Annotated in this window: 20 protein-coding genes and 1 tRNA gene; 10 read left to right on the forward strand and 11 right to left on the reverse strand. The window is 60.0% G+C overall.

Annotated elements, in window-relative coordinates; genetic code table 11:
• The first annotated feature begins 53 nt into the window (after positions 1-53).
• Genes glmM through thiD form a run of 3 tightly spaced genes read left to right on the forward strand, consistent with a single transcriptional unit; the run spans position 54 to position 2,430 of the window.
• Positions 54-1,391, forward strand: coding sequence for a phosphoglucosamine mutase (glmM, locus tag GRI69_RS10465; RefSeq protein ID WP_160728235.1), 1,338 nt, complete (start codon positions 54-56; stop codon positions 1,389-1,391).
• Positions 1,391-1,615: a DUF1272 domain-containing protein gene (locus GRI69_RS10470; RefSeq protein WP_160728236.1), complete on the forward strand. Its 225-nt coding sequence runs from the start codon at positions 1,391-1,393 to the stop codon at positions 1,613-1,615. The genes glmM and GRI69_RS10470 overlap by 1 nt, the downstream gene beginning before the upstream one ends.
• Positions 1,612-2,430, forward strand: coding sequence for a bifunctional hydroxymethylpyrimidine kinase/phosphomethylpyrimidine kinase (thiD, locus tag GRI69_RS10475; RefSeq protein WP_160728237.1), 819 nt, complete (start codon positions 1,612-1,614; stop codon positions 2,428-2,430). Before GRI69_RS10470 ends, thiD begins: the two co-directional genes overlap by 4 nt.
• On the opposite strand, the gene GRI69_RS10480 is transcribed toward thiD, so the two are convergent.
• Positions 2,427-3,317, reverse strand: a complete 891-nt coding sequence (locus GRI69_RS10480; protein ID WP_160728238.1) for an LOG family protein — start codon at positions 3,315-3,317, stop codon at positions 2,427-2,429. The genes thiD and GRI69_RS10480 overlap by 4 nt on opposite strands.
• Before the next feature lie 52 nt (positions 3,318-3,369).
• Positions 3,370-3,445: transfer RNA gene (locus tag GRI69_RS10485), tRNA-Trp, on the reverse strand.
• 86 nt (positions 3,446-3,531) lie between these two features.
• Between GRI69_RS10485 and aat the strand changes: the two genes are divergently transcribed.
• Positions 3,532-4,215 (forward strand): leucyl/phenylalanyl-tRNA--protein transferase, encoded by a 684-nt coding sequence (gene aat, locus GRI69_RS10490; RefSeq protein WP_160728239.1) that lies wholly within the window; start codon positions 3,532-3,534, stop codon positions 4,213-4,215.
• On the opposite strand, the gene GRI69_RS10495 is transcribed toward aat, so the two are convergent.
• The 4 genes from GRI69_RS10495 to GRI69_RS10510 are packed head-to-tail and all read right to left on the reverse strand — an operon-like array spanning position 4,164 to position 6,136.
• Positions 4,164-4,649: a DUF2155 domain-containing protein gene (locus GRI69_RS10495; protein ID WP_160728240.1), complete on the reverse strand. Its 486-nt coding sequence runs from the start codon at positions 4,647-4,649 to the stop codon at positions 4,164-4,166. The genes aat and GRI69_RS10495 overlap by 52 nt on opposite strands.
• Before the next feature lie 2 nt (positions 4,650-4,651).
• Positions 4,652-5,047 (reverse strand): NADH:ubiquinone oxidoreductase subunit NDUFA12, encoded by a 396-nt coding sequence (locus GRI69_RS10500; RefSeq protein ID WP_160728241.1) that lies wholly within the window; start codon positions 5,045-5,047, stop codon positions 4,652-4,654.
• Positions 5,048-5,087: 40 nt separating this feature from the next.
• The gene (locus tag GRI69_RS10505; RefSeq protein WP_237453057.1) at positions 5,088-5,582 is read right to left on the reverse strand and encodes a DUF192 domain-containing protein; all 495 of its coding nucleotides are present in this window, start codon (positions 5,580-5,582) and stop codon (positions 5,088-5,090) included.
• Positions 5,558-6,136 (reverse strand): regulatory protein RecX, encoded by a 579-nt coding sequence (locus GRI69_RS10510; protein WP_160728242.1) that lies wholly within the window; start codon positions 6,134-6,136, stop codon positions 5,558-5,560. Before GRI69_RS10510 ends, GRI69_RS10505 begins: the two co-directional genes overlap by 25 nt.
• Positions 6,137-6,265: 129 nt before the next feature.
• Between GRI69_RS10510 and GRI69_RS10515 the strand changes: the two genes are divergently transcribed.
• The 6 genes from GRI69_RS10515 to GRI69_RS10540 all read left to right on the forward strand — a co-directional run bounded on the left by GRI69_RS10515 (position 6,266) and on the right by GRI69_RS10540 (position 13,897).
• The gene (locus tag GRI69_RS10515; protein WP_160728243.1) at positions 6,266-7,999 is read left to right on the forward strand and encodes a fatty acyl-AMP ligase; all 1,734 of its coding nucleotides are present in this window, start codon (positions 6,266-6,268) and stop codon (positions 7,997-7,999) included.
• A 288-nt stretch (positions 8,000-8,287) separates the two neighbouring features.
• On the forward strand, positions 8,288-9,535 hold the full coding sequence (locus tag GRI69_RS10520) for a toxic anion resistance protein (RefSeq protein WP_202391974.1): 1,248 nt from the start codon (positions 8,288-8,290) through the stop codon (positions 9,533-9,535).
• A gap of 2 nt (positions 9,536-9,537) precedes the next feature.
• On the forward strand, positions 9,538-10,296 hold the full coding sequence (locus GRI69_RS10525) for a hypothetical protein (protein ID WP_160728244.1): 759 nt from the start codon (positions 9,538-9,540) through the stop codon (positions 10,294-10,296).
• Positions 10,296-10,598 carry a polyhydroxyalkanoic acid system family protein gene (locus tag GRI69_RS10530; protein ID WP_160728245.1) on the forward strand — a complete coding sequence of 101 codons (303 nt, stop codon included), beginning with the start codon at positions 10,296-10,298 and terminating at the stop codon, positions 10,596-10,598. The genes GRI69_RS10525 and GRI69_RS10530 overlap by 1 nt, the downstream gene beginning before the upstream one ends.
• Before the next feature lie 195 nt (positions 10,599-10,793).
• A complete protein-coding gene (locus GRI69_RS10535) occupies positions 10,794-11,330 on the forward strand; it encodes a biliverdin-producing heme oxygenase (protein WP_160728246.1) in 537 nt (178 codons plus the stop codon).
• Positions 11,327-13,897, forward strand: coding sequence for an HWE histidine kinase domain-containing protein (locus GRI69_RS10540; protein WP_160728247.1), 2,571 nt, complete (start codon positions 11,327-11,329; stop codon positions 13,895-13,897). Before GRI69_RS10535 ends, GRI69_RS10540 begins: the two co-directional genes overlap by 4 nt.
• On the opposite strand, the gene GRI69_RS10545 is transcribed toward GRI69_RS10540, so the two are convergent.
• The 5 genes from GRI69_RS10545 to GRI69_RS10565 all read right to left on the reverse strand — a co-directional run bounded on the left by GRI69_RS10545 (position 13,851) and on the right by GRI69_RS10565 (position 20,276).
• On the reverse strand, positions 13,851-14,603 hold the full coding sequence (locus tag GRI69_RS10545) for a class I mannose-6-phosphate isomerase (protein WP_160728248.1): 753 nt from the start codon (positions 14,601-14,603) through the stop codon (positions 13,851-13,853). The two genes, GRI69_RS10540 and GRI69_RS10545, sit on opposite strands and share 47 nt — an antisense overlap.
• A gap of 80 nt (positions 14,604-14,683) precedes the next feature.
• Positions 14,684-15,706: a mannose-1-phosphate guanylyltransferase gene (locus GRI69_RS10550; RefSeq protein ID WP_202391975.1), complete on the reverse strand. Its 1,023-nt coding sequence runs from the start codon at positions 15,704-15,706 to the stop codon at positions 14,684-14,686.
• Between the two features lie 59 nt (positions 15,707-15,765).
• Entirely contained in the window at positions 15,766-16,515 is a 750-nt protein-coding gene (locus tag GRI69_RS10555) for an energy transducer TonB (protein ID WP_237453058.1), read from the reverse strand.
• Between the two features lie 66 nt (positions 16,516-16,581).
• Positions 16,582-19,104, reverse strand: coding sequence for a TonB-dependent receptor (locus tag GRI69_RS10560; RefSeq protein WP_160728250.1), 2,523 nt, complete (start codon positions 19,102-19,104; stop codon positions 16,582-16,584).
• 242 nt (positions 19,105-19,346) lie between these two features.
• Positions 19,347-20,276 (reverse strand): isopenicillin N synthase family dioxygenase, encoded by a 930-nt coding sequence (locus GRI69_RS10565; RefSeq protein WP_160728251.1) that lies wholly within the window; start codon positions 20,274-20,276, stop codon positions 19,347-19,349.
• Between the last annotated feature and the right edge of the window lie 7 nt (positions 20,277-20,283).

A 20,283-nucleotide genomic window follows, 5' to 3' on the forward strand; every position in this document is an offset into this window, starting at 1 on the left:
CTTGCAGCGATAATCACGCCACAAGGACAGGTGGCAATAAATGAAAGGCATTCATGGCTCGCAAACTCTTCGGCACCGATGGCATTCGTGGACGCACCAATGAAGGTGTCATGACCGCGGAGATCGCGATGAAGGTCGGGCAGGCGGCGGGCACGCACTTCCTGCGCGGCGGACATCGCCACCGTGTGGTCATCGGCAAGGATACGCGCCTGTCCGGCTATATGGTTGAGAGTGCACTCGTGGCCGGATTTACCAGCGTGGGCATGGACGTCACTATGACCGGCCCGCTCCCTACTCCGGCCATTGCCTTGTTGACGCGCGAGATGCGTGCCGACCTGGGGGTCATGATCTCCGCCAGTCACAACCCGTTCGAAGACAATGGTATCAAGCTGTTCGGTCCGGACGGCTACAAGTTGTCGGACCAAGCCGAAAGTGCGATCGAGCTGCTGATGGAGCAGGACCCGCTGCTGGTAAGCCCCGATCGCATTGGCCGGGCGCAGCGGATCGAGGACGCTCGCGGGCGCTACATTCACGCGGTCAAGCAGTCGGTAGCGACCGACATTCGCTTCGACGGGCTGAAAGTTGTGGTCGATTGCGCCAATGGTGCGGCCTATCGCGTAGCCCCCTCCGCCATCTGGGAATTGGGTGCGGAAGTTATCGCGATGGGCGTCGAGCCCAACGGCACGAACATCAATCATGAAGTCGGCTCTACATCACTCGATGCAATCAAGGCCCGCGTGGTGGAAGAAGATGCGCATATCGGAATTGCGCTCGACGGGGATGCCGACCGGCTCATCGTGATCGACGAAAAGGGCAAGACTGTTGATGGCGACCAGATCATGGCTCTGATCGCTTCGCGGCTGCTCGAACGGGGCGATTTGAAGGGTGGCGGTGTGGTGGCCACCGTAATGAGCAATCTCGGTCTCGAACGCTACCTCGAAACCATCGGCCTGACGCTGGAACGCACCAAGGTCGGGGACCGCTATGTGCTCGAGCGTATGCGCGAGGGAGGTTTCAATGTGGGCGGCGAACAGTCGGGCCACATGATCCTGACCGACCACGGCACCACGGGAGACGGGACGGTAGCGGCGCTGCGCGTCCTTGCCAGCCTCGTCCGCTTCGGCAACCCGGCCAGCGAATTGCTCCATGTCTTCGATCCCGTGCCGCAGCTGCTGAAGAACGTGCGCTATGGCGGCGGGAAGCCGCTGGAGGATGAGAGTGTCAAGTCGGTCATCGCCGAGGCCGAGACGGAACTTGAGGGGAAAGGCCGCCTCGTCATCCGGCCATCAGGCACCGAACCGGTAATCCGGGTCATGGCCGAAGGCGACGACGCGGTACAGGTGGAAGCGGTGGTGGACCGCATCTGTAACGCGGTGAAAGAAGCCGCCTGATGCTGGAAATGCGTCCCGATTGCGAGCGCTGCCGCGCAGACTTGCCGGCTGATGCTTCCGGCGCGTTCATTTGCAGTTTCGAGTGTACGTTTTGTGCAGATTGCGCCGACCAACTCGACGATCTCTGTCCCAATTGCGGCGGCGAACTGATGGATCGCCCGACGAGGGCGAAGCCCCTCCACGCCAAATATCCGCCGAGCACTGAAAGAAGGCACAAGGGATGAGCGCCACAGCCCCGCCCCGCGTCCTCTCCATTGCCGGCTCCGATTCTTCGGGCGGCGCAGGTATCCAGGCCGATATCAAAACCATCACCATGCTGGGCGGCTATGCCATGAGCGCGATCACTGCAATCACGGCGCAGAACACTCTCGGTGTACAGGTGGTCGAGGCTCTGGACCCCGACCTGGTAATGGCGCAGGTCGATAGCTGCCTTTCAGATATCGGTGCCGATGCGATCAAAATCGGCATGCTCGGTTCGCCCGAAATTGCCATCCTCCTCGCCCAGCGGCTCGACACCTACGCCGGTGCAATCGTTTTTGACCCCGTGATGGTGGCAACCAGCGGGTCTGTATTGGCCGACGAGGCTACCATCGGTGCCTTCGGTGCGTTGATGCAGATCGCGACCGTCGTCACGCCCAATCTACCCGAGCTGGCCGCGCTGACAGGGCGGGAGGAAATCGCGCCGGATAAGGTCTTCGATGCTGCACGCGATCTGGCCGAGCAACAGGACACGATCGTCTTGGCCAAGGGCGGCCATGGAGACGGCGACCAGGTCATCGACTATGTCGTGTCGCCCAGCGGCAAGATCGCGAGCTTCGGCCATCAGCGGATCGAGACCCTTCACACGCACGGCACGGGATGTACGCTATCTTCCGCGCTCGCAACCATGCTTGCCCATGGACAGCCGCTGACACATGCCATTCGCATTGCACGCGCTTTTACCCGCGCCGCGATTGAGCAGGCACCCGGCTTCGGAAGCGGCAACGGCCCGCTTGGCCATCAGGCAGTCCGCAAGCTCAAAAGAGACGAGGAAGCCTAGCGTTCGAGCTTGTAGAACCCGGCGATATGCTCCCACGCATCATCGGCCGTTTCGCACCAGCGAAACAGGTCGAGATCCCTTTTCGAAATCGTGCCCTCTTCGGCAAGCGCTTCGAAGTTCACCACACGAGTCCAGAAGTCCTTGCCGAACAAAAGGATCGGCATAGGCTTCATCTTGCCAGTCTGGATCAACGTCAGCAATTCGAAGAACTCGTCGAAAGTGCCGAAACCCCCCGGGAATACCACCACAGCCTTGGCCCGCAGCAGGAAGTGCATCTTGCGCAAGGCGAAATAGTGGAAGTTGAGCGATAGGTAGGGTGTCACATACTGGTTGGGCGCCTGCTCGTGCGGCAGAATGATGTTGAGGCCGATGCTTTCGCCGCCCGCGTCGCTGGCCCCCCTGTTCGCCGCTTCCATGATCGAAGGGCCGCCGCCCGAGCAGACCACGAATTGGCGCTTGCCATCCTCGATGATCGATTTTTCGGTAACCATCCGGGCGAGCTTGCGAGCTTCGCCGTAATATTTGCTCTTGGCGGCAAGGCTCTCGACGACCTTGCGCTCGTCCTCCGGCAGGTCCTTCGCTCCTTCCAGGGCCGTTTCCACCGATTCCGGCGGAGGAATTCGGGCGCTTCCGTACATGACCATGGTCGAGCCAACGCCGGCCTCGTCGAGGATCATTTCCGGTTTGAGCAGTTCGAGCTGGAACCGGACCGGACGCAATTCCTCGCGGAGGAGGAATTCCGTGTCCTGGAAAGCCAGCTTGTAGGAAGGGTGCGCCGTCTGCGGGGTATGCTTGGCGAGGCCTTTCTTCTCGAACTCGGCCTCTTTCTCGGCTGGATAAAACTTGCGGTCCTTGAGATCGCGCTTTTGCTTTTCTTCTTCTGTCATGGCGCGCGCGATACTGCGCGCGTGCGTAACCGACAAGTCATCGAAGAGAAAATGGCAGGGGTGACAGGATTCGAACCCGTGGCCCTCGGTTTTGGAGACCGATGCTCTACCAGCTGAGCTACACCCCTGCAGCTTGGAGCGCGCGCATTAGTAGAGCCGCGCACACTTGGCAAGATGCGTATCGCCGACAAATGCAAAGTGCTATCATGCGCGCATGCATGCTCCGGTACCCGAAACGATCCCCGTAGAATTGTTGCTGCGCGCCTACCGCAGCGGGGTTTTTCCGATGGCCGACTACCGCAGCGACCGTGAAATATACTGGGTCGAACCGCGTGAACGCGCCATCATCCCGCTCGACGGCTTCCATTTGTCGAAGAGCCTTCGCAAGGTCATCCGGAAGGACCGGTTCCGCGTAAGCTGCGACGAGGATTTTGCTGCGGTCATCGCTGCCTGTGCCGAACCACGGGAGGAACACGCCGAAAGCTGGATCAGTCACCAGATCGAAGCGAGCTATATCGCGCTCCAACGCGCCGGACATGCCCATTCGATAGAGGTCCGGCTTGGAGAAGTACTAGTCGGCGGGCTTTACGGTGTCGCATTCGACCGGGTGTTTTGCGGCGAAAGCATGTTCAGCCGTACCGACAATGCGAGCAAGGTCGCGCTCGCCTGGCTCGTCTCGGCAATGCGGAATGCAGGTTATGTGCTGCTGGACTGCCAGTTCATGACGGAACATCTGGGCAGTCTGGGTGCGGTGGCGATGCCGCAGGCTGCGTATCTGGAACGGCTGCTGGCGGCACGAGGCGCGACTTCGTCGGACATTCCAGCTGCAATCGCCGCAGCCAATGCTCACTCTTCGCCCGGGAATTCCATCGCGCAGGATTTGACCCACACATCGTAAATCGGATGCTCGACGACGTTGATCGCGGGCTTGTTCTTGAACAACCACCCCGAGAATACCTTGCGGAAATCGTTTTCGGTTCCGCGTTCGCGCACCAGCACCTGGACAAAGGCGCCCTCATCCTTCTCGAACTCCCAGGGAGCGGTCCGCTCGCAGGCCCGAAGCCGGATAACGACGTCGCCGATTCTTTCCTGATCGCCCGGGCGCAGTTCAAGATCCTGGCTGAGATTGTTGCGCTTGTTGAGCAGACCGATGGTCGCGACTCGCTCACCCATCGGTGTACCGATGCTGACCTCTTCCGACACGTCCTCCGGCAATTCGACGCCCTGCAAATCCTCTGGAATGGCAGTTTCGACCGGAGCCGGCTCAGGCGGCTCCTCCGTACAGGCCGCAAGCAGCGCCAATGGAGCAAGAAGCGCGATAGCGCGGATCATGTTCAGGCGTCCGGAGACCATGCTTCATAATCGCCCACCGCATGGGCACGCTTACCACCCCGCTCGAGCGCTCCCTGTGGACGATAGGCCGTCGCGGTCCCGGTCGCATTGGGCGAATAATCGGCTTCCCAAATGTGCGCCGGCGGCAGGTTGCTTTCGGGTATGTCGTCGAAGGCTCCGTGCAACCAGCCATGCCATTCGCTCGGCACCCGGCTCGCATCGTTCGACCCTTTGTAAATCACCCAGCGGCGTTCACGCTGACCCTTCTTCGGCTTAGAGCGGTAATAGCTGTTGCCCTGCGCGTCGGTGCCAACATGCTCGCCATTGCGCCAACTCCAGAGGAGCGTGCCGAGGGTCGCACCATCCCACCATGTGAAGATCTTGCCGAGGAAACTCATGGGGCCGCGCCTAGCCGATTCGTGCGCGCGCGCCAAGCGCTTACCACGTCACCCGATCGCCAGCCTCGATCCCAAGTTCCTCCGCGCGGCCGCCCGCGATCTCGAGCACGGCGCTGGTCGAACCGATCGAATAGACCGGGTCTTCCGAATAAGGTTCCGCCATCGCAGCGATATTGGCAATCCGCCCGTCCAGCCCCACGAAGATGATGTCCAGCGGGATGGGCGTGTTCTTCATCCAGAAGCTGCGGGCCGTCGGCTCTTCGTTGGGGAAGAGCATGGCCTCGTCCGGTCCTAGCTCCGTGCGGAACATCAGGCCTTTTGCCTGAAGCTCGGGAGTGTCGGCCAGTTCCGTGCGGAAAGTGTGTGAACCCTGCTTGGTGGCAACTACTACCGGTATGATCTCGAGCCCGGAGACCGGATGAGCGCCGGTTTCCGCTTCAGCTTCCTGAGCCACCCCCGCACCTGTCTGCGGCGAACACGCCGCCGTCATGCACCCCAGAATTCCGACGATCAGTCCCGTACTTCTGCGACCCATTCCTCAAGCTCCGCTTCCGTTTTTGCCTCGACCGCGCGCCGAGCATCATCGAACGAATGGCCGGCACGCACGATGGCCGCAAGCTGCTTTTCACGGTGTTTGCGAGCGGCTTCGGGTCCAGCGCCTTGCGGATCGGTTGAGAACGGGCCGAACCGTCGGCGACGAACATAGGCGAACAGCGCTTCGCGTGCTTCGCATTCTCCCGGCGCATTGGCCTCGCGGACGCCCTCGTCCAGCCCGTCGGCCCGCAGCTTTTCCTCCACACGCCGTGCGCCATAGCCTCGGGCAAGCAAGCCGCTTGCCTTCATTTTCCCATACGCTTCGTCGTCGACATACTGTTTCTCGGCAAATCGAGCGACGAGCGAGGGGATGTCGGGATCGTCTTCGCCTTGCCAACCGCGCTCGCGCAGCTTGCGTTCGAGATAACTTTTTAGTTTGCCCGAGGAGGTTGCGAACCGGGCTGCGTAATGCAGGGCAAGGTCGTTCAAACGCGTCCGGTCGAGCGGTTTGGGTATGCGACGAGCGCGCCTTCGTGTTGCATGACGATCAGCCATCGGCCATATTCGTGCCATAAACCTTATCGAATGGGAAAGATCGATTGGAAGCCGAGTTTGGGAGTTAAGTATCCAGTCGCGTGAGGGTCGCCGCAAGGCATTGTTTTCAAAAGGTATACAAGAGAAAATATGACCGACGCCGTTTTGACGCCGACGCCGAACGATTGCAATCTGCCCCGCCGCCGGAGCGATTTCGCCACGTTCAACGAGGCCATCGACTATGCGGCCCGCAGCGAAAAGGGTCTCAATTTTCACGATATGCGCGGCGGTCTCGAGAGGGTGTATCCCTATTCAGAGATGCGCGAGGACGCGCTTTCCCTTTCTTACAAGCTGGTTGCCGCTGGGATTGGCAAGGAAGATCGCGTAGCGCTCGTCGCGGAAACCAGTGCGGAATTCGCTGCCCTGTTTTGCGCCTGTATCTATGCCGGCGCATGGCCTGTGCCATTGCCGCTGCCAACCACCTTCGGGGGTAAGGACAGCTATATCGAGCAGCTTTCGGTCCAGTTGCAAAGCAGCGACCCCAAGATTCTGCTGTACCCTCCCGAGATTTCCGAAATGGCCAAGGCCGCGGCAGACAATCAGGGCTGCGATGGCGAAAGCTGGGATGTCTTCGCCCGGCGCGAAGGGCCGGAATGCGAACTGCCCACGGCGCGGCCTGACGACATCAGCTACCTGCAGTATTCCAGCGGCTCCACCCGCTTTCCAACGGGCGTTGCCGTAACCCACGAAGCCCTGCTCCATAACCTTTACGGACATGCAACCGGCGTAGACTTGGGCGAGAATGACCGCGTGGTCAGCTGGCTTCCGTGGTATCACGACATGGGGCTGGTCGGCTGCTTCCTCTCGCCGATCGCCAATCAGGCGTCGGTCGACTACATTCGCACCGAACATTTTGCGCGCCGCCCGCTCGCCTGGCTCGACCTCATCAGCCGGAACCAGGGCAATACGCTCAGCTATTCCCCGACCTTCGGTTACGATATCTGCGCGCGCCGTATTTCCAGCCAGAGCCATGTGTCCGAACGGTTCGACCTTTCGCGCTGGCGAACGGCTGGCAACGGTGCCGACATGATCCGCCCCGACGTCATGCAGAATTTCGTCAACGCCTTTGCCGAAGCAGGTTTCAAGGCCAGTGCTTTCACCCCGAGCTATGGCTTAGCCGAAGCGACGCTGGCGGTTACCGTGATGCCCCCGGGCGAAGGCATCCGGGTCGAACTGGTCGAGGAAGAGCGCCTGTCGGGCCGTCCGCGCGACTTGTCGAAGCCTGCCCGTTACCGTGCGATCGTGAACTGCGGGAAGGCGCTGCCGGGAATGGAAGTTGAGATCCGCGACGAACATGGCCAGCCCAAGGGCGACCACCAGATTGGCAAGGTCTGGTGCCGCGGCAAGAGCGTGATGCACTCCTACTTCCGCAATGAGGAAGCCACCGAGGATTGCCTCGTCGGTGGCTGGCTCGATACCGGCGACATGGGGTACCTCGGCGATGACTATCTCTTCGTCGTCGGCCGTGCGAAGGACATGATCATCATCAACGGCAAGAACCTCTGGCCGCAGGACATCGAATGGGCGGTCGAACAGCTGCCCGGCTTCAACCATGGCGACATCGCCGCCTTTTCGATCGACACCGACAATGGCGAAGAAGCGCCTGCCGTACTGGTCCATTGCCGGGTGTCCGAGCCGGAAGAACGCATCAAGCTGCGTGACCAGATCGCAGACAAGGTCCGCGGCGTGACCGGGATGAGCTGTGTCGTCGAACTGGTTCCGCCGCGCACGCTACCGCGAACCAGTTCGGGTAAGCTCAGCCGCGCGAAGGCCAAGCGGCTTTATCTCTCGGGTGAAATCCAACCGCTCGACCTGGCAGCCTAAAGGAAATTCAGGCCGGGGTTTTTCGGACAGCCGAGACACGGCCGATTTCGCCGACGAAGCGGCGCGTAGATAGAACGTCAGCGACGGCCCGATATCGGAGATGTTTTCAACCAAATCCGCCTGCTCGCTTCGCCTCCGATTGCGCACGGGGCGCCCTGCGATGCAAACCGATTATCACGAAATACTCTTTGTCCGGAATCGTTTAGCCCTTCTGCCCGGTTCGGCTTGAAGATTGCGTCTTACGAACCTAATACAGGGAAAGAATTCATTCGGAGGTTATAGCCAGTCATGAGTGACGCAAAATCGCAGCCTGACACTGCAACTGCTGCAAAACCAGCCGCCACGGCGACGGCATCGCCTCCGGAATTCGACCTGACACCACCCGATCCCGTCCCTGCTGTCTCCGCCGAAAAGGCCGCAGGGCTGGTGCCGGTATCGGAAGATGTGAAGAGCAAGCTCGAAACCAAGGTCGACGGGTTTATCGAAGACCTGATCGCGCAAGATGCCAATTCGCCCGAATTCGGCAAAAAGGTCGACCAGCTGACCAATATGGGCCGCAAGGAAATCATGGCGGCCGCCGGAATGTCCAATCGCTTTCTCGACCGGCCGGTTCGCGCAATGGACAAGGACGAAGGCGTGGGTGCAAACCTCGCCGAGCTGCGCCGTGTCGTCGAAGACCTCGATCCGGGCAAGCGCGGCAAGCTGTCGGGAACACGCAAGATCCTCGGCATCATCCCCTTCGGCAACAAGCTGACCAATTATTTCCGCAGCTACCAGAGCGCGCAGACGCATATCCAGTCGGTCCTGTCCAACCTCGCCAGCGGCAAGGACGAACTGATCATGGACAATGCCGCAATCGACGTGGAACGCCAGAAGCTGTGGGAGGCGATGGGCAATCTGGAACAGATGATCCACATCTCCAACACGCTCGACGCCAAGCTGGAGGAAAAAGCGGCAGAGCTCGACGCAACCGATCCGGCCAAGGCGAAGGCAGTTCGAGAAACCGCGCTGTTCTATGTGCGCCAGCGCACTCAGGACCTGCTGACACAGATGGCGGTCAGCGTGCAGGGTTATCTGGCGCTGGACTTGGTCAAAAAGAACAATATCGAACTCGTAAAGGGCGTCGACCGCGCCAGCACCACCACGGTTGGCGCATTGCGCACTGCGGTGACAGTAGCCGAGGCGATGACCAACCAACGCCTTGTGCTGGGACAGATCACCGCGCTCAACGATACGACTGCCGGCATCATAGACAGCACGTCGACGATGCTGCGCGACCAGACCGGAAAGATTCACGAACAGGCCGCGGCGAGCACAATTCCGCTCGAAACTCTGCAGCGCGCCTTCCAGAACATCTACGACACGATGGACGAAGTGGACGAGTTCAAGGTCCGCGCCTTGGAAAGCATGAAGCAGACGGTCACCGTGCTGACCGATGAGGTGGAGAAGTCGAAAGGCTACATCGCGCGCGCCGAAGGGCAATCGCAAGCGCAGAAGCAGGTGGCGGAAAGCGGCTTGCTGAGTATCGAAGGCTGATCATGGGCGATCTCACCCGCGACAGCGACCGGATTATTCAGGATGCGCGTACCGTACGCGACGACAACCGTTCAGGTGGGCGGCATCGTCGTATACCTTCGATCGGTGCAGGCTCGGCCAAGATCAAGCGAGACCTGTGGACCCGTCGCATCCGCAACATCGTGATCACGCTCTTCGGCATATGGGTGGCCGCCGGGGTCGCGGGGATGGTGATCGACGGGATCGGTTTTGCCGGGGTGATGGCCGTACTGGTCGGCAGCGTGATCGCCATCGCTGTGCTTGGCAATTATCCCAAGCTCAAGAGCCCCAAGCGCGAACATCTCAACAAGGGCAATGTGAAGGACATGGTCGGGCGCACCGAGCTGTGGCTCGAAAGCCAGCGGCCTGCCCTGCCCGCTCCGGCGGCAAGGATCGTGAGTGACATGGGGGTGCAATTGGACGCTCTCGGGCTGCAACTGGAGAATGTCGACCAGAACCACCCCAAGGCGCGCGAAGTCCGCAGCCTTGTCGGCGAACAATTGCCGGAGATGATAGACAGCTATCGCAAGATACCCGCGCACCTCCGGAACGAGAAGCGGGCGGGTGCCACTCCGGACGAACAGCTGACCGACAGCCTCGGCAAGATCAGCGGAGAGATCGACAGCATCACGCGTCAGCTGGCTGAAGGCTCGCTCGACGACCTGGCTATCAAACACCGTTATCTCGATTACAAGTTCGGCGAAGGCACCCAGACCTCGCCGCAATTGGAGAACAAGGACTGATGCGCGTTCCTCTGCAGCATGATCTCGGCAAGGAAGAAGTGCGCCGCCGCCTCCACGCGCGCAGTCACGAGATCGGCGATGCAATCCCGGGCGGAATGGCCGATGTGACCACGAGCTGGCCGACCGAGGACTGTCTGGGCCTGGACATCAACGCCATGGGCAATGTCATCCGCGCCCAAGTACACATCGAAGAAACACAGGTGATCTTCGAGATCGATCTGCCCCCTGCACTTTCCTTCGTAGAGCCCATTATCGCCGCAGCGATACGCAAGAAGGGTCAGAAGCTACTGGCCGCCAAGTAGGCGCCGCTACCGGCCACGCCGGATGCAGTGCAAATTCTTGGAGAGGCTGGAACCAACGCTGGATACAAACGCTTTTTATCGCGGTTGGGAAGGTCTATTTCGCCTGCCTCCTGCTGCACCTTGCTTTCGAACAGTGTTCGCTTGCCTGAAATTAGCTCAATCCGGCGATTGCAATTTTGAGGACGGGGTCGACGTTTGAGAGAGCAACTGAGGCAAGCGACAGGAGCGATCCATGCGCGCCTCGACGACATGTTTGGCGAAGCGCCCGTTTCGAACGATGGCGGATACGCAGCATTCCTGTCTGCACAATACTGTGCTCGGAAGACCGTCGGCAATGCGCTCGATCGGCAGCCGCCCGAAGAATTGGGTGCGCCTCCAGCGCAAATCGATCTGTTGCTAAGCGACTTGCATGATCTGGGTGTGAAACCGTGCTCAACGCAAAGCTCCTTCCGATTGAATTCACCTGCCGAAGCGCTTGGCGCGGCCTGGGTCATGGCTGGCTCGGCACTCGGCAATCGAACGATGCTGAGCCGCAGGCGTAAGGCAGGACTGCATGATGCCGAACGTTTCCTTTCGGATACGAGGCTCACGACCTATTTCTCCGAGCTTCTCGGCGTCCTTCATGCAGAACGAGACCATGCGGAAGTGGATGAGGCGATCGAAGGTGCTCTCAGGACATTCGCCGTCTTCGAAAGCGCCTTTGCCTCCGAGGCAGTGGGAGCGGCGGCATGACTCCGACAATGCAAGATGTCGACCTGTCCAATTGCGATCGCGAACCGATCCATAAGCTCGGACACATTCAGGGTTTCGGCGCGCTGATTGCTGTTAACGCCGACTGGTTCCTGGCGCAGCGGTCTGCAAACCTCGAACAGATACTGGGAACACAGCAAGAGATAGCTGTCGGCAGCCGCCTTTCCGACGCCATGTCGGATCGCGCCGTCGAACGATTGCGAAGCGCTGTTGCAGCACTGGTCGATCCCGACCAAGTTGAGCGGCTCTTCGGCGTGGACCTGCTGGGCGATGGGCAACTCTTCGATTGCGCAGTGCACACTTCCGGCCATTACGTTATCATCGAACTCGAACGTCATGCCGAAGGCGACGTCAACCGGCAGATCGGGCTGCTGCGGCCGATAATGGCGCGACTGGAAAAGGTCGAGGGCAGCGAACGCATGCTTGGCGAGGCCGCGCGACAGCTACGCCTTTCGCTCGATATCGATCGGGTCATGGTGTATCGCTTCCATCCCGATCTCTCGGGAGAAGTGGTGGCAGAAGCCCGGCGTGACGATCTCGAGGCATTCCATGGCCTACGCTATCCGAAGACCGATATTCCTGCGCAGGCACGCGAACTCTACAAGCGCAACCGATTCCGCATAATCAGTGATGTCGAGGAAGACCCGGTCCCGATCGAACCCGGTGTAAGCACCGAAGGCGATGCCATCGACCTTTCCATGAGTACGCTGCGCGCAGTTTCGCCGATACATATCGAATACCTGCAGAACATGGGTGTTGGTGCGTCGCTTTCCATCTCAATCATTATCGGTGGAAAGCTGTGGGGTCTGTTTGCGTGTCACCACTATTCCGCAAAGGTCCTGCCCTATTCGCAGCGAACCGCGGCCGAGCTGTTTTCCGAACTATTCTCGCTGATGCTCGAACGCGCGTTGTTCCGCGAGCGCGAACAATTGCGCGAGAACGGCCTCAAGGTGCACGACCGGCTGATGCGCGATATCGCGGCCGGCACACCGCTCAGCGAGAGCCTGCCGCTCCTCACTCCGGTGATTCAGCAGATCATCCCGCACGACGGGGCAAGCGTTTTCGTGGACGACATCTACGATGCGCGCGGCGCGGCGCCGAACGAAGAAGAGTTCCGCGCGATCGTCCCCAGTCTCAACAGCGCCGCGACCAGCCGCATCCTCGCGAGCGATGCGATTGCCGAGCGCCTGCCAAAGGCGGAAAGGTTCGCCGAGCGCGCCGTGGGGGCCCTGATCATTCCGGTCTCGCGCACACCGCGCGATTATCTCGTTCTCTGGCGCCGCGGGCTGACCCAGACCGTCACTTGGGCGGGCAACCCGGATAAACCGGTGGAATATGGCCCGCATGGTGCCCGCCTCACTCCACGCAAGAGTTTCGAGGCGTGGCAGGAATCGGTTGAAGGCCGCAGTTCGCCATGGACACCAGGCGAACTGCAGGTTGCCGATGGTCTCCGCACGACCTTGCTGGAAATAATCCTCCGCCTGACGGACGAGGCGGTTCAGGAACGGGCGAAGGCTCAGGCCCAGCAAGAATTGCTGATCGCAGAGCTCAATCACCGGGTTCGCAATATCCTCAACCTGATCCGAGGGCTCATCAACCAATCGCAGCGTGAAGCCGGAACGATCGAGGAATTCTCCGACATCGTTGGCGGGCGGATTTCAGCGCTCGCAAGCGCCCACGACAATATAACCAAGGGGAACTGGTCTCCCGCCCCGCTACGCGAACTGATCGACACCGAGGCCCATGCTTATCTGACGGATAAGAATGATCGCCTCATCGTCACCGGCCCCGAAGCCATGATTGCGCCCGAGGCCTATACGGTCCTTGCGCTGGTGATCCACGAGATGATCACGAATTCCGCCAAATATGGCTCCTTGTCGGACAGTACCGGTAGGCTAACGATCGACATCGTCCAGAATACCGACACCTCGCTGAACCTGCTTTGGCGTGAAAGCGGCGGGCCACCGGTCAAGCCGCCAAGCAGGCGGGGTTTCGGATCAACCATAATCGAACGATCGATCCCGTTCGAACTGGGCGGCGATGCCAAGGTGGAATACAAGCTCTCGGGCCTCGAAGCGGAGTTCTGCGTACCAGTGCGTTATATCTCCTGGCGCGGTGCCAACAGCACAGGAAGGGCAATGAAAACAAATAGTTCAAATGAAAAACCGCATACCACCAACCTTCCGAAGCGCGTTCTTCTCGTCGAAGACAGCATGATCATCGCGCTCGATACGGAAGACAGCCTGCGCGAGCTTGGCGTGGATACGGTGACAGTGGAAAGCACCGTATCGGGGGCGCTGAACTCGCTCCAGAAAGCCACGCCGGAAATGGCCATCCTGGACTACAATCTCGGCAATGAGAGCAGCGAGCGGGTCGCAGAAGAACTCGCGCGATCAGGAATCCCGTTCTGGCTTGCCACCGGTTATGGCGAGATGGCCGACCGGGTGGAGGAACTCGGAGCGTCTGGCTTGCTGACCAAGCCCTACGGTAAGGATGACCTCCTCAATATTCTGACGCAGACGGGTTCTGGAGAAGCGGCGAAGGATTAGCGATCAGAAGACAGCGCAGGTTGTGAGAAAAGTCTATGCGCTCCGGACAATCCGCCCAGCCCGCAGCGCCCGGTTCAATTTGAGCGCCGTTGATCGAACAACTGCCATCGATGGGTAATACCTGAACTGCCCCTCGAAGGCGCGCCTGCAAATCCCGCGACGGGTTGCCTGTACATTGGGCGAGGAGAAAGTGAGGTCCCTCAATCAGGATCTGTTCGCTGGCCGGGTCTATCCGTCTACGGAATTCGGGCGGGTGGGGAACACGTCGGATGGAGGCCATAGCTTCGTCGAGATTTAGCGGTCTGCCCCGCCCGTAATCATAGAGTCGATGAGTAATGTCGGTGTTTTGCTGGATTTCGATCAGAGTTAGTCCCGCCCCCATAGAATGCACCGTGCCTGCCGGGACATAGATGAAATCGTTCACTTTCACGTCGATCCAATTTAGCATCTCCATGATCGATCCATCCAGCGCTCCCCTCCGGATCGCGTCTGCATCAACTCGTGTCTCAAAGCCCACGGCGAGGCGCGCACCCGGCTCGACTTCGGTCACCATCCAGCATTCGTCCTTCCCAATGCCGGTTGGGCTATTCTCCGCAGTCGGGTGGACCTGCACCGAAAGACGCTCTTCCGTGAACAGGTATTTTGCGAGAATATCGGAGAGCGGTTCCGGCCGTTCAAACCAGATTTCGCCGACCGGTTCCTTCACGGGAGACGCAAACACCGCAGGGAGATTGCAACGGCCCCATGGCTTAACCAGCGCGGTTGTCTTAAGAATCCCGCCGCCCGTCACTTCCCCTTGGCCCCTCCAAGTTTGGCGACGCCCGCTGCCGAGCCGCGCGCGATTACCAGGATTTCATCTCCATCGACCACGATTGTGACATCCCGCAGACCGACCGCTGAAACCCCGGGGCCGTCGCTCTGGATCATGACTCTGCGGCAGTCGATCAATTCGGCTTCCTTTGCCGCTACGATGTTGCCCTCTTCGTCGGCGCGGCGGATCGCTGCCAGGGCATCCCAATTGCCTATGTCCGACCAGCCCATGTCCGCGGCGATCACTGCAGCGCGATCGGTATGTTCCATGAGCGCGTAATCCACGCTCTCCGCTTCGATAGAGAGAAACTCCGCAGCCGCAGGATGGAAGATCGAACCCGTGTCCGTCCCGTTCTTGGTGGATGATCTTACCTGGCGAACCATCGCGGGACGATGCCGCTCCAATTGGGTTAGGTAGTCGCCAGCCCGCAACACGAAGATCCCGGCGTTCCACACAAAGCCGCCACGGCTGAGATAGTCGCGCGCCGCATCTGCGTCCGGCTTCTCAATGAACCGTGCGACGCGGCTCCCGGACCGCAAGCTTTCGCCCATTTCGACATAACCATAGCCCGTTTCGGGTCGGTCGGGCGTGACGCCAAGGCATACTAGCCAGCCTTCCTGCGCAAGCGCTCCGGCCTGATCGACCGCGCGAACCAGCGAAGCCTCATCGGCGATATGGTGATCGCTGGGACAGACGAGCATAATGCTTTCCGGCGGAAGGCGCGCCGCCGCCAGCGCGATCGCAGGAGCCGTATTGCGGGCAGCCGGTTCGACAATCAGCGAATGGGAGCCAGCCTGATCGGCAACGAGGCTCGCATGCGCTTCCCCTGCGACTACGATCGGTTCAGCAAACCGCGAGCGGTCGGCAACGCGATCGAGTGTTTGCTGGAAGAGCGTGCGATCCCCGAGCAGATTGAGGAACGGTTTGGGCCGCTCGGGCCGGCTAAGCGGCCACAGCCGTGTACCAGAACCGCCGCACAGGATCACCGGCTGTATCAACTTGCGCCCTACCCCAATAATTTCGGTCGGCCAGTCGTTAGCTGGCTGAGGGCTTCCTGTCAGTTGAAGAAGCGCTGCTGGTAAAGGAAGACTGCCGCCACCGGATTGCCCTGGGCATCGCGCGCAGGTTCAAAGCGGATCTGCTCATAGGACAGGCGGCAGACCACGGCATCCGTTTCGGGAAAGGGACTCGGACGGTGAACCGAACACGCCGTGACGCGCCCTTCCGCCGAGACCAACAGCCTTACGATAACCGATTCCCCGATACGCGCCTGACGCCCGCCCGGCGGAATGGGAAAGGCGCGAACATCTGTGATGGTGCGTGTCAGGACAGGTTTGGTCGCTGCCACACCGCTTTGTCCGCCGCCGCCGCGTCCGGCCCCTGTTCCTTCGCCGCTCCCCGCCGCGCCGGTGCCTTCGCCCGATTGCGTAGCACCCGAGGTGGTGGCGGTGCCAGTTGATGACGCGCGCGGAACGGGGCGTTCTGGCCTTAGGGTTTGCCGGGGGGTTGGTGCCGTGATGGGCTGCGGCACTGCCTCCTCACCCGGATCGCCCTGCGCGCCCTCATCGGGCTGCGGCTCGACCACCGGCAATTCTTCCTCCGGTGTGGTGACCGTCACGGTGAAGGCCGAGACGAAAGATCGCTCCACACTGGCGATTGATTGCGGGGCGAGTGCACGGGCCAGTCCGTAAAGAACAGCCAAGTGGAGCAGCACGATCAAGGCGATCACCCACGGGTTCGGACGCCGCTTGATTGTGCTGAAGCTTGTTGCAGGTTCGGCCATGGATTGAGAACAGGGTAACGCCATTCGCCGTTCCCGCAAACGAAAAGGGCAGCCCCGAAGGACCGCCCTTTCCTGTCTTCTATTTTGCTATCAGAACCCGAAAATCAGCGAAAGGCTGGCCGCGCGAGGCGGGCCGATCTGGACAAACGGCAGACTGCCGCGATCCAGCGAACCGCCAAAGCCACCGACGTAAAGCTCGTCGAACAAGTTGGTGACGTTCAACTGAATGGCAGCATCGTCGCCGAACGGTGTTTCGCCGATGTTCCAGCGCACGTCGAGATCGACCAGCGTGTACCCATCCACTTTGGCAAAATCGAGGCCGGTAGGTGCCACATTCTCGTCGTTAACGTAACGCTCGCCGGTGTGCTTGACCTGAGCACCGACTTCAACAGAGCCGAAGCTCAGCTGACCACGGGCGCCGACCGACCAGAGCGGTGCACCGCTCTCACGCTTTCCACCGAGCTCGATGGTTTGACCGTCACCCACGAGGTCGTTTTTGATTTCGGATTCGGTGATCGAACCGAAGACATAGAGCAATGCGTTGCTGGTCGGACGCCATGCTACCGAGCCATCGACGCCATACTTGTCAACGCGGCCCAGGTTACGGAAGATGACCGTATCTTGGATTGGGTCGTAAGCGGTGGCGAGACGGTTTTCGTACATGGTGTAGTAACCGGCCAGCTGGGCTTGGATCTGCCCGCTCTGGAAGCGCAGGCCAAGGTCGAAGCTGTCGGTCGTTTCCGGAACTGGCTGGACGCCGGGCGTGTCGGCCGGGAAATACAGCGAAGCATAAAGCGGGTCGGTGCCGGGGACGGATAGACCCTTCGCGTAGTTACCGAAGATCGAAGCATCACCGAGAGCATAGGTGAAGCCGACGTTCGGCAGGATCTCGTCATACTCGTAGGTGCGCGACTGTGGCGGGGCATAATCGGGATTGGCCGCTTCATAAGCAGTCGTGTCCTGATCACCCAAGCAGTCAATGAATCCGCGACCCGCGTCCGGTGTTGTGGTGAAGCAATTCTGGTTGAGTTCACGCGTGAAGAACGGTGCACGAAGACCGAGTACTGCCGTCAGATTGCCGAACTCGCCGCGATACTCACCCGAAACCTGATGCAGGATCGCATAGGAAAGACGGTCACGCTTGTTGAGCGCGAACCCGTCAGAGGTGAGCAGCGGGTCGTTGACGGGGAAAACGTCATTCGGCTCCCCATTGTTGCGGAGGAAGGTGGTCTCACCGGTCTGACGGTGACGTGCACGATCCCACGTATATGCCAAGCGGACGCGGTGTTCAGGGTTCAGTTCATAAGCGAGCGAGGTAATCACGCCATAGCGGCGGGTCTGCGTCTGGCTCGGGTCGGCACCTGCGATGCTGTCCAGAAGATCCCCGTCGCCGTTCAGATCACGGCCGAAGTAATAACCGCCACCGATGAAGCCGGTGTAATCGACACCCCCGACGGTGCGGAAGCCTTCGCGAAGATCTTCGACGCCGCCGCCGTTGGCTTTGACGTACTGGAAGCTCGGGTCCACTGTGAGAACGAGGTTTTCACCGAGACTGAAGCGCGATGCACCACGAATGTTTCCGGTGTTCGACGGATTGTAGCGACGGTCGAAGGTCGATCCACAGTCACCCGAGAAACCGGAGTCGCTGTACTGTTCGGCCTCGCCGTTTACGCCACCGCCACCAAACAGAGTGCCTGCAGGTAGGGTACACGGATAGTCCTGCTCACCAAGGCCGTTCTGCGTGATGTAGAAGCGATCCTCTTTCGTTTCGGGGAACGAATCGAGGCGGAACGAGCCGAAGAAGTTATTGCGATTTTCGTTGTAGTGGCCCGAAACAGAGATGAAGTCTCCGTTGTCGCCGAGGTCCTGCCAGATGCGGCCATTGACCTGGTTCTTATCGACCTTGCCGTAGTTATTGAACGGGTTGTTGTAGCGGGTGTAGCTGTACGACACGAAGGCTTTGGTGCCCGAGCCCGTCAAATCACCGGTGTCGACCATACCAAAAGCGCGCATGTAGGCCCGCGAGCGACCAATGTCGTCACCTTCGGGTAGCGTGGTTCCGCCGGTCATCGTTGCTGTAATTTTGAAATCGTTGCTCGGCTCACGGGTGCGGATATTGATGGTGCCGCCTACTGCCGAGGCCGTCGGACTGTCGACATCGGTTACGCCGAGATTGACGTTCACCGATTCAAGTACTTCGGGGTCAACCTGTTGGTTGGTGTAGAGGGCGTAGTTACCCGAGTCATTGAGCGGAAGGCCATCGAGGGTCTGCGAGATACGGTCCGAACTGAAGCCGCGGATTGTGAAAGAACCGCCCGACGAACCCCAGGGGTCGTTGTTCTGGAAGCTGACGCCCGGGACGAGGTTAACGATATCGTTGACCGTCTGGCCGGGACGCTGGCGGCGGATGATCTCTTCATTGAGAACCTGCGTCGCCTTCGGAGTGTCAGGAACTTCCACGCCGCCAACGCCGTCGAAACGGGCACCGGTAACGACGATTACTTCATCGTCTTCTTCGAAGTCGACCGAGCCGGTGGACTGGGCGAAAGCTGGCGTGGCTGCCACTGCAGAAAGACCAACCACAGAGGTGGCCAAAAGATACTTGAACTTCATCGGAGAAGACCCCTTCGTCTCTTCGGATTGAAAAATACGTAGCACTGGAGATGCGCCGCCCCGCTAGGCTGGCGATGTTTCGGCAAAGCTATCGTTTTGTGACAGAGTCAAGACAGCCGTGACAGTTATGTGGAGGCACCTCCACACTTGCCTGGAAACCGCCCGCATTTCAGCTGTTTACCGCTGTTGCAAAAAGCACACAGAAATCAAAAAGTTTACCTATCCTGCCGATAGGCCGTGTATCATACGAGATTGATCTCGCGCAGACGCTGCATCAGATAGTCGTGACTCGAGATCGGTGCGGGGTGATCGGACGGACTCTCAGGATCGATGCAGGAGGGCAGAGTTTCGATCACATAATCCGGCCTGAAATGCAGGAAGAACGGCATTGAATAGCGCGCCCGGTATGCCGCTTCGCCATGAGGATTGACCACCCGGTGTGTTGTCGAGCGCAGTTTTCCATTCGTAAGGCGATCAAGCATGTCGCCGATATTTACCACCAAGGCGCCTGCTGGCGGATCTATGGCCAGCCACTCGCCGTCAGCAGTGAGCAGCTCCAGCCCCGCCTCCTCCGCGCCCAGCAGCAGGGTGATCGTATTGATGTCGCCATGTGCAGCAGCGCGGATCGCTCCCTCGGCTTCCTTACCCTCGATCGGGGGATAGCGCAGGAGACGCATGACCGAATTTCCGTCCTCGACGGTGGGCACGAAAAACTCTCGCGGGAGGCCGAGGTGGATCGCGATCGCCTCGAGCACACGGGCTCCTGCTTCCTCAAATGCGGCGTAAAGACGGGTGAAGGTATCGCGGAAGCCATCGACCTCGTCCGGCCAGAGATTGTCCGCCATGTATTCGGCGAGCGGATGACCATCTGGCAATTCACGCCCCACGTGCCAGAATTCCTTCAGGTCATGCACGTTCGCGTCTTTCGCCTTCTCCGTTCCGAAGGGGGTATACCCTCGCGCACCGCCTCCGCCGGGAATGTGATAGGCATTCTTCACCTCGTCGGGCAGCGAAAAGAATTCCTTCGACATGGCCTCGGCCCGGTCGATCAGGTCCTGCGGGATGCCGTGGTCGCGGATCACAGCGAAGCCATACTCCTCGAAGCTCCGGCCGATTTCTTCGGCGACTTCTTCGAGCGGGCGGGCAATCGAAACGCTGGCAATGTCAGACATGTGTATT

Source organism: Qipengyuania vulgaris, assembly GCF_009827325.1.
Taxonomy (GTDB): Bacteria; Pseudomonadota; Alphaproteobacteria; order Sphingomonadales; family Sphingomonadaceae; genus Qipengyuania; species Qipengyuania vulgaris.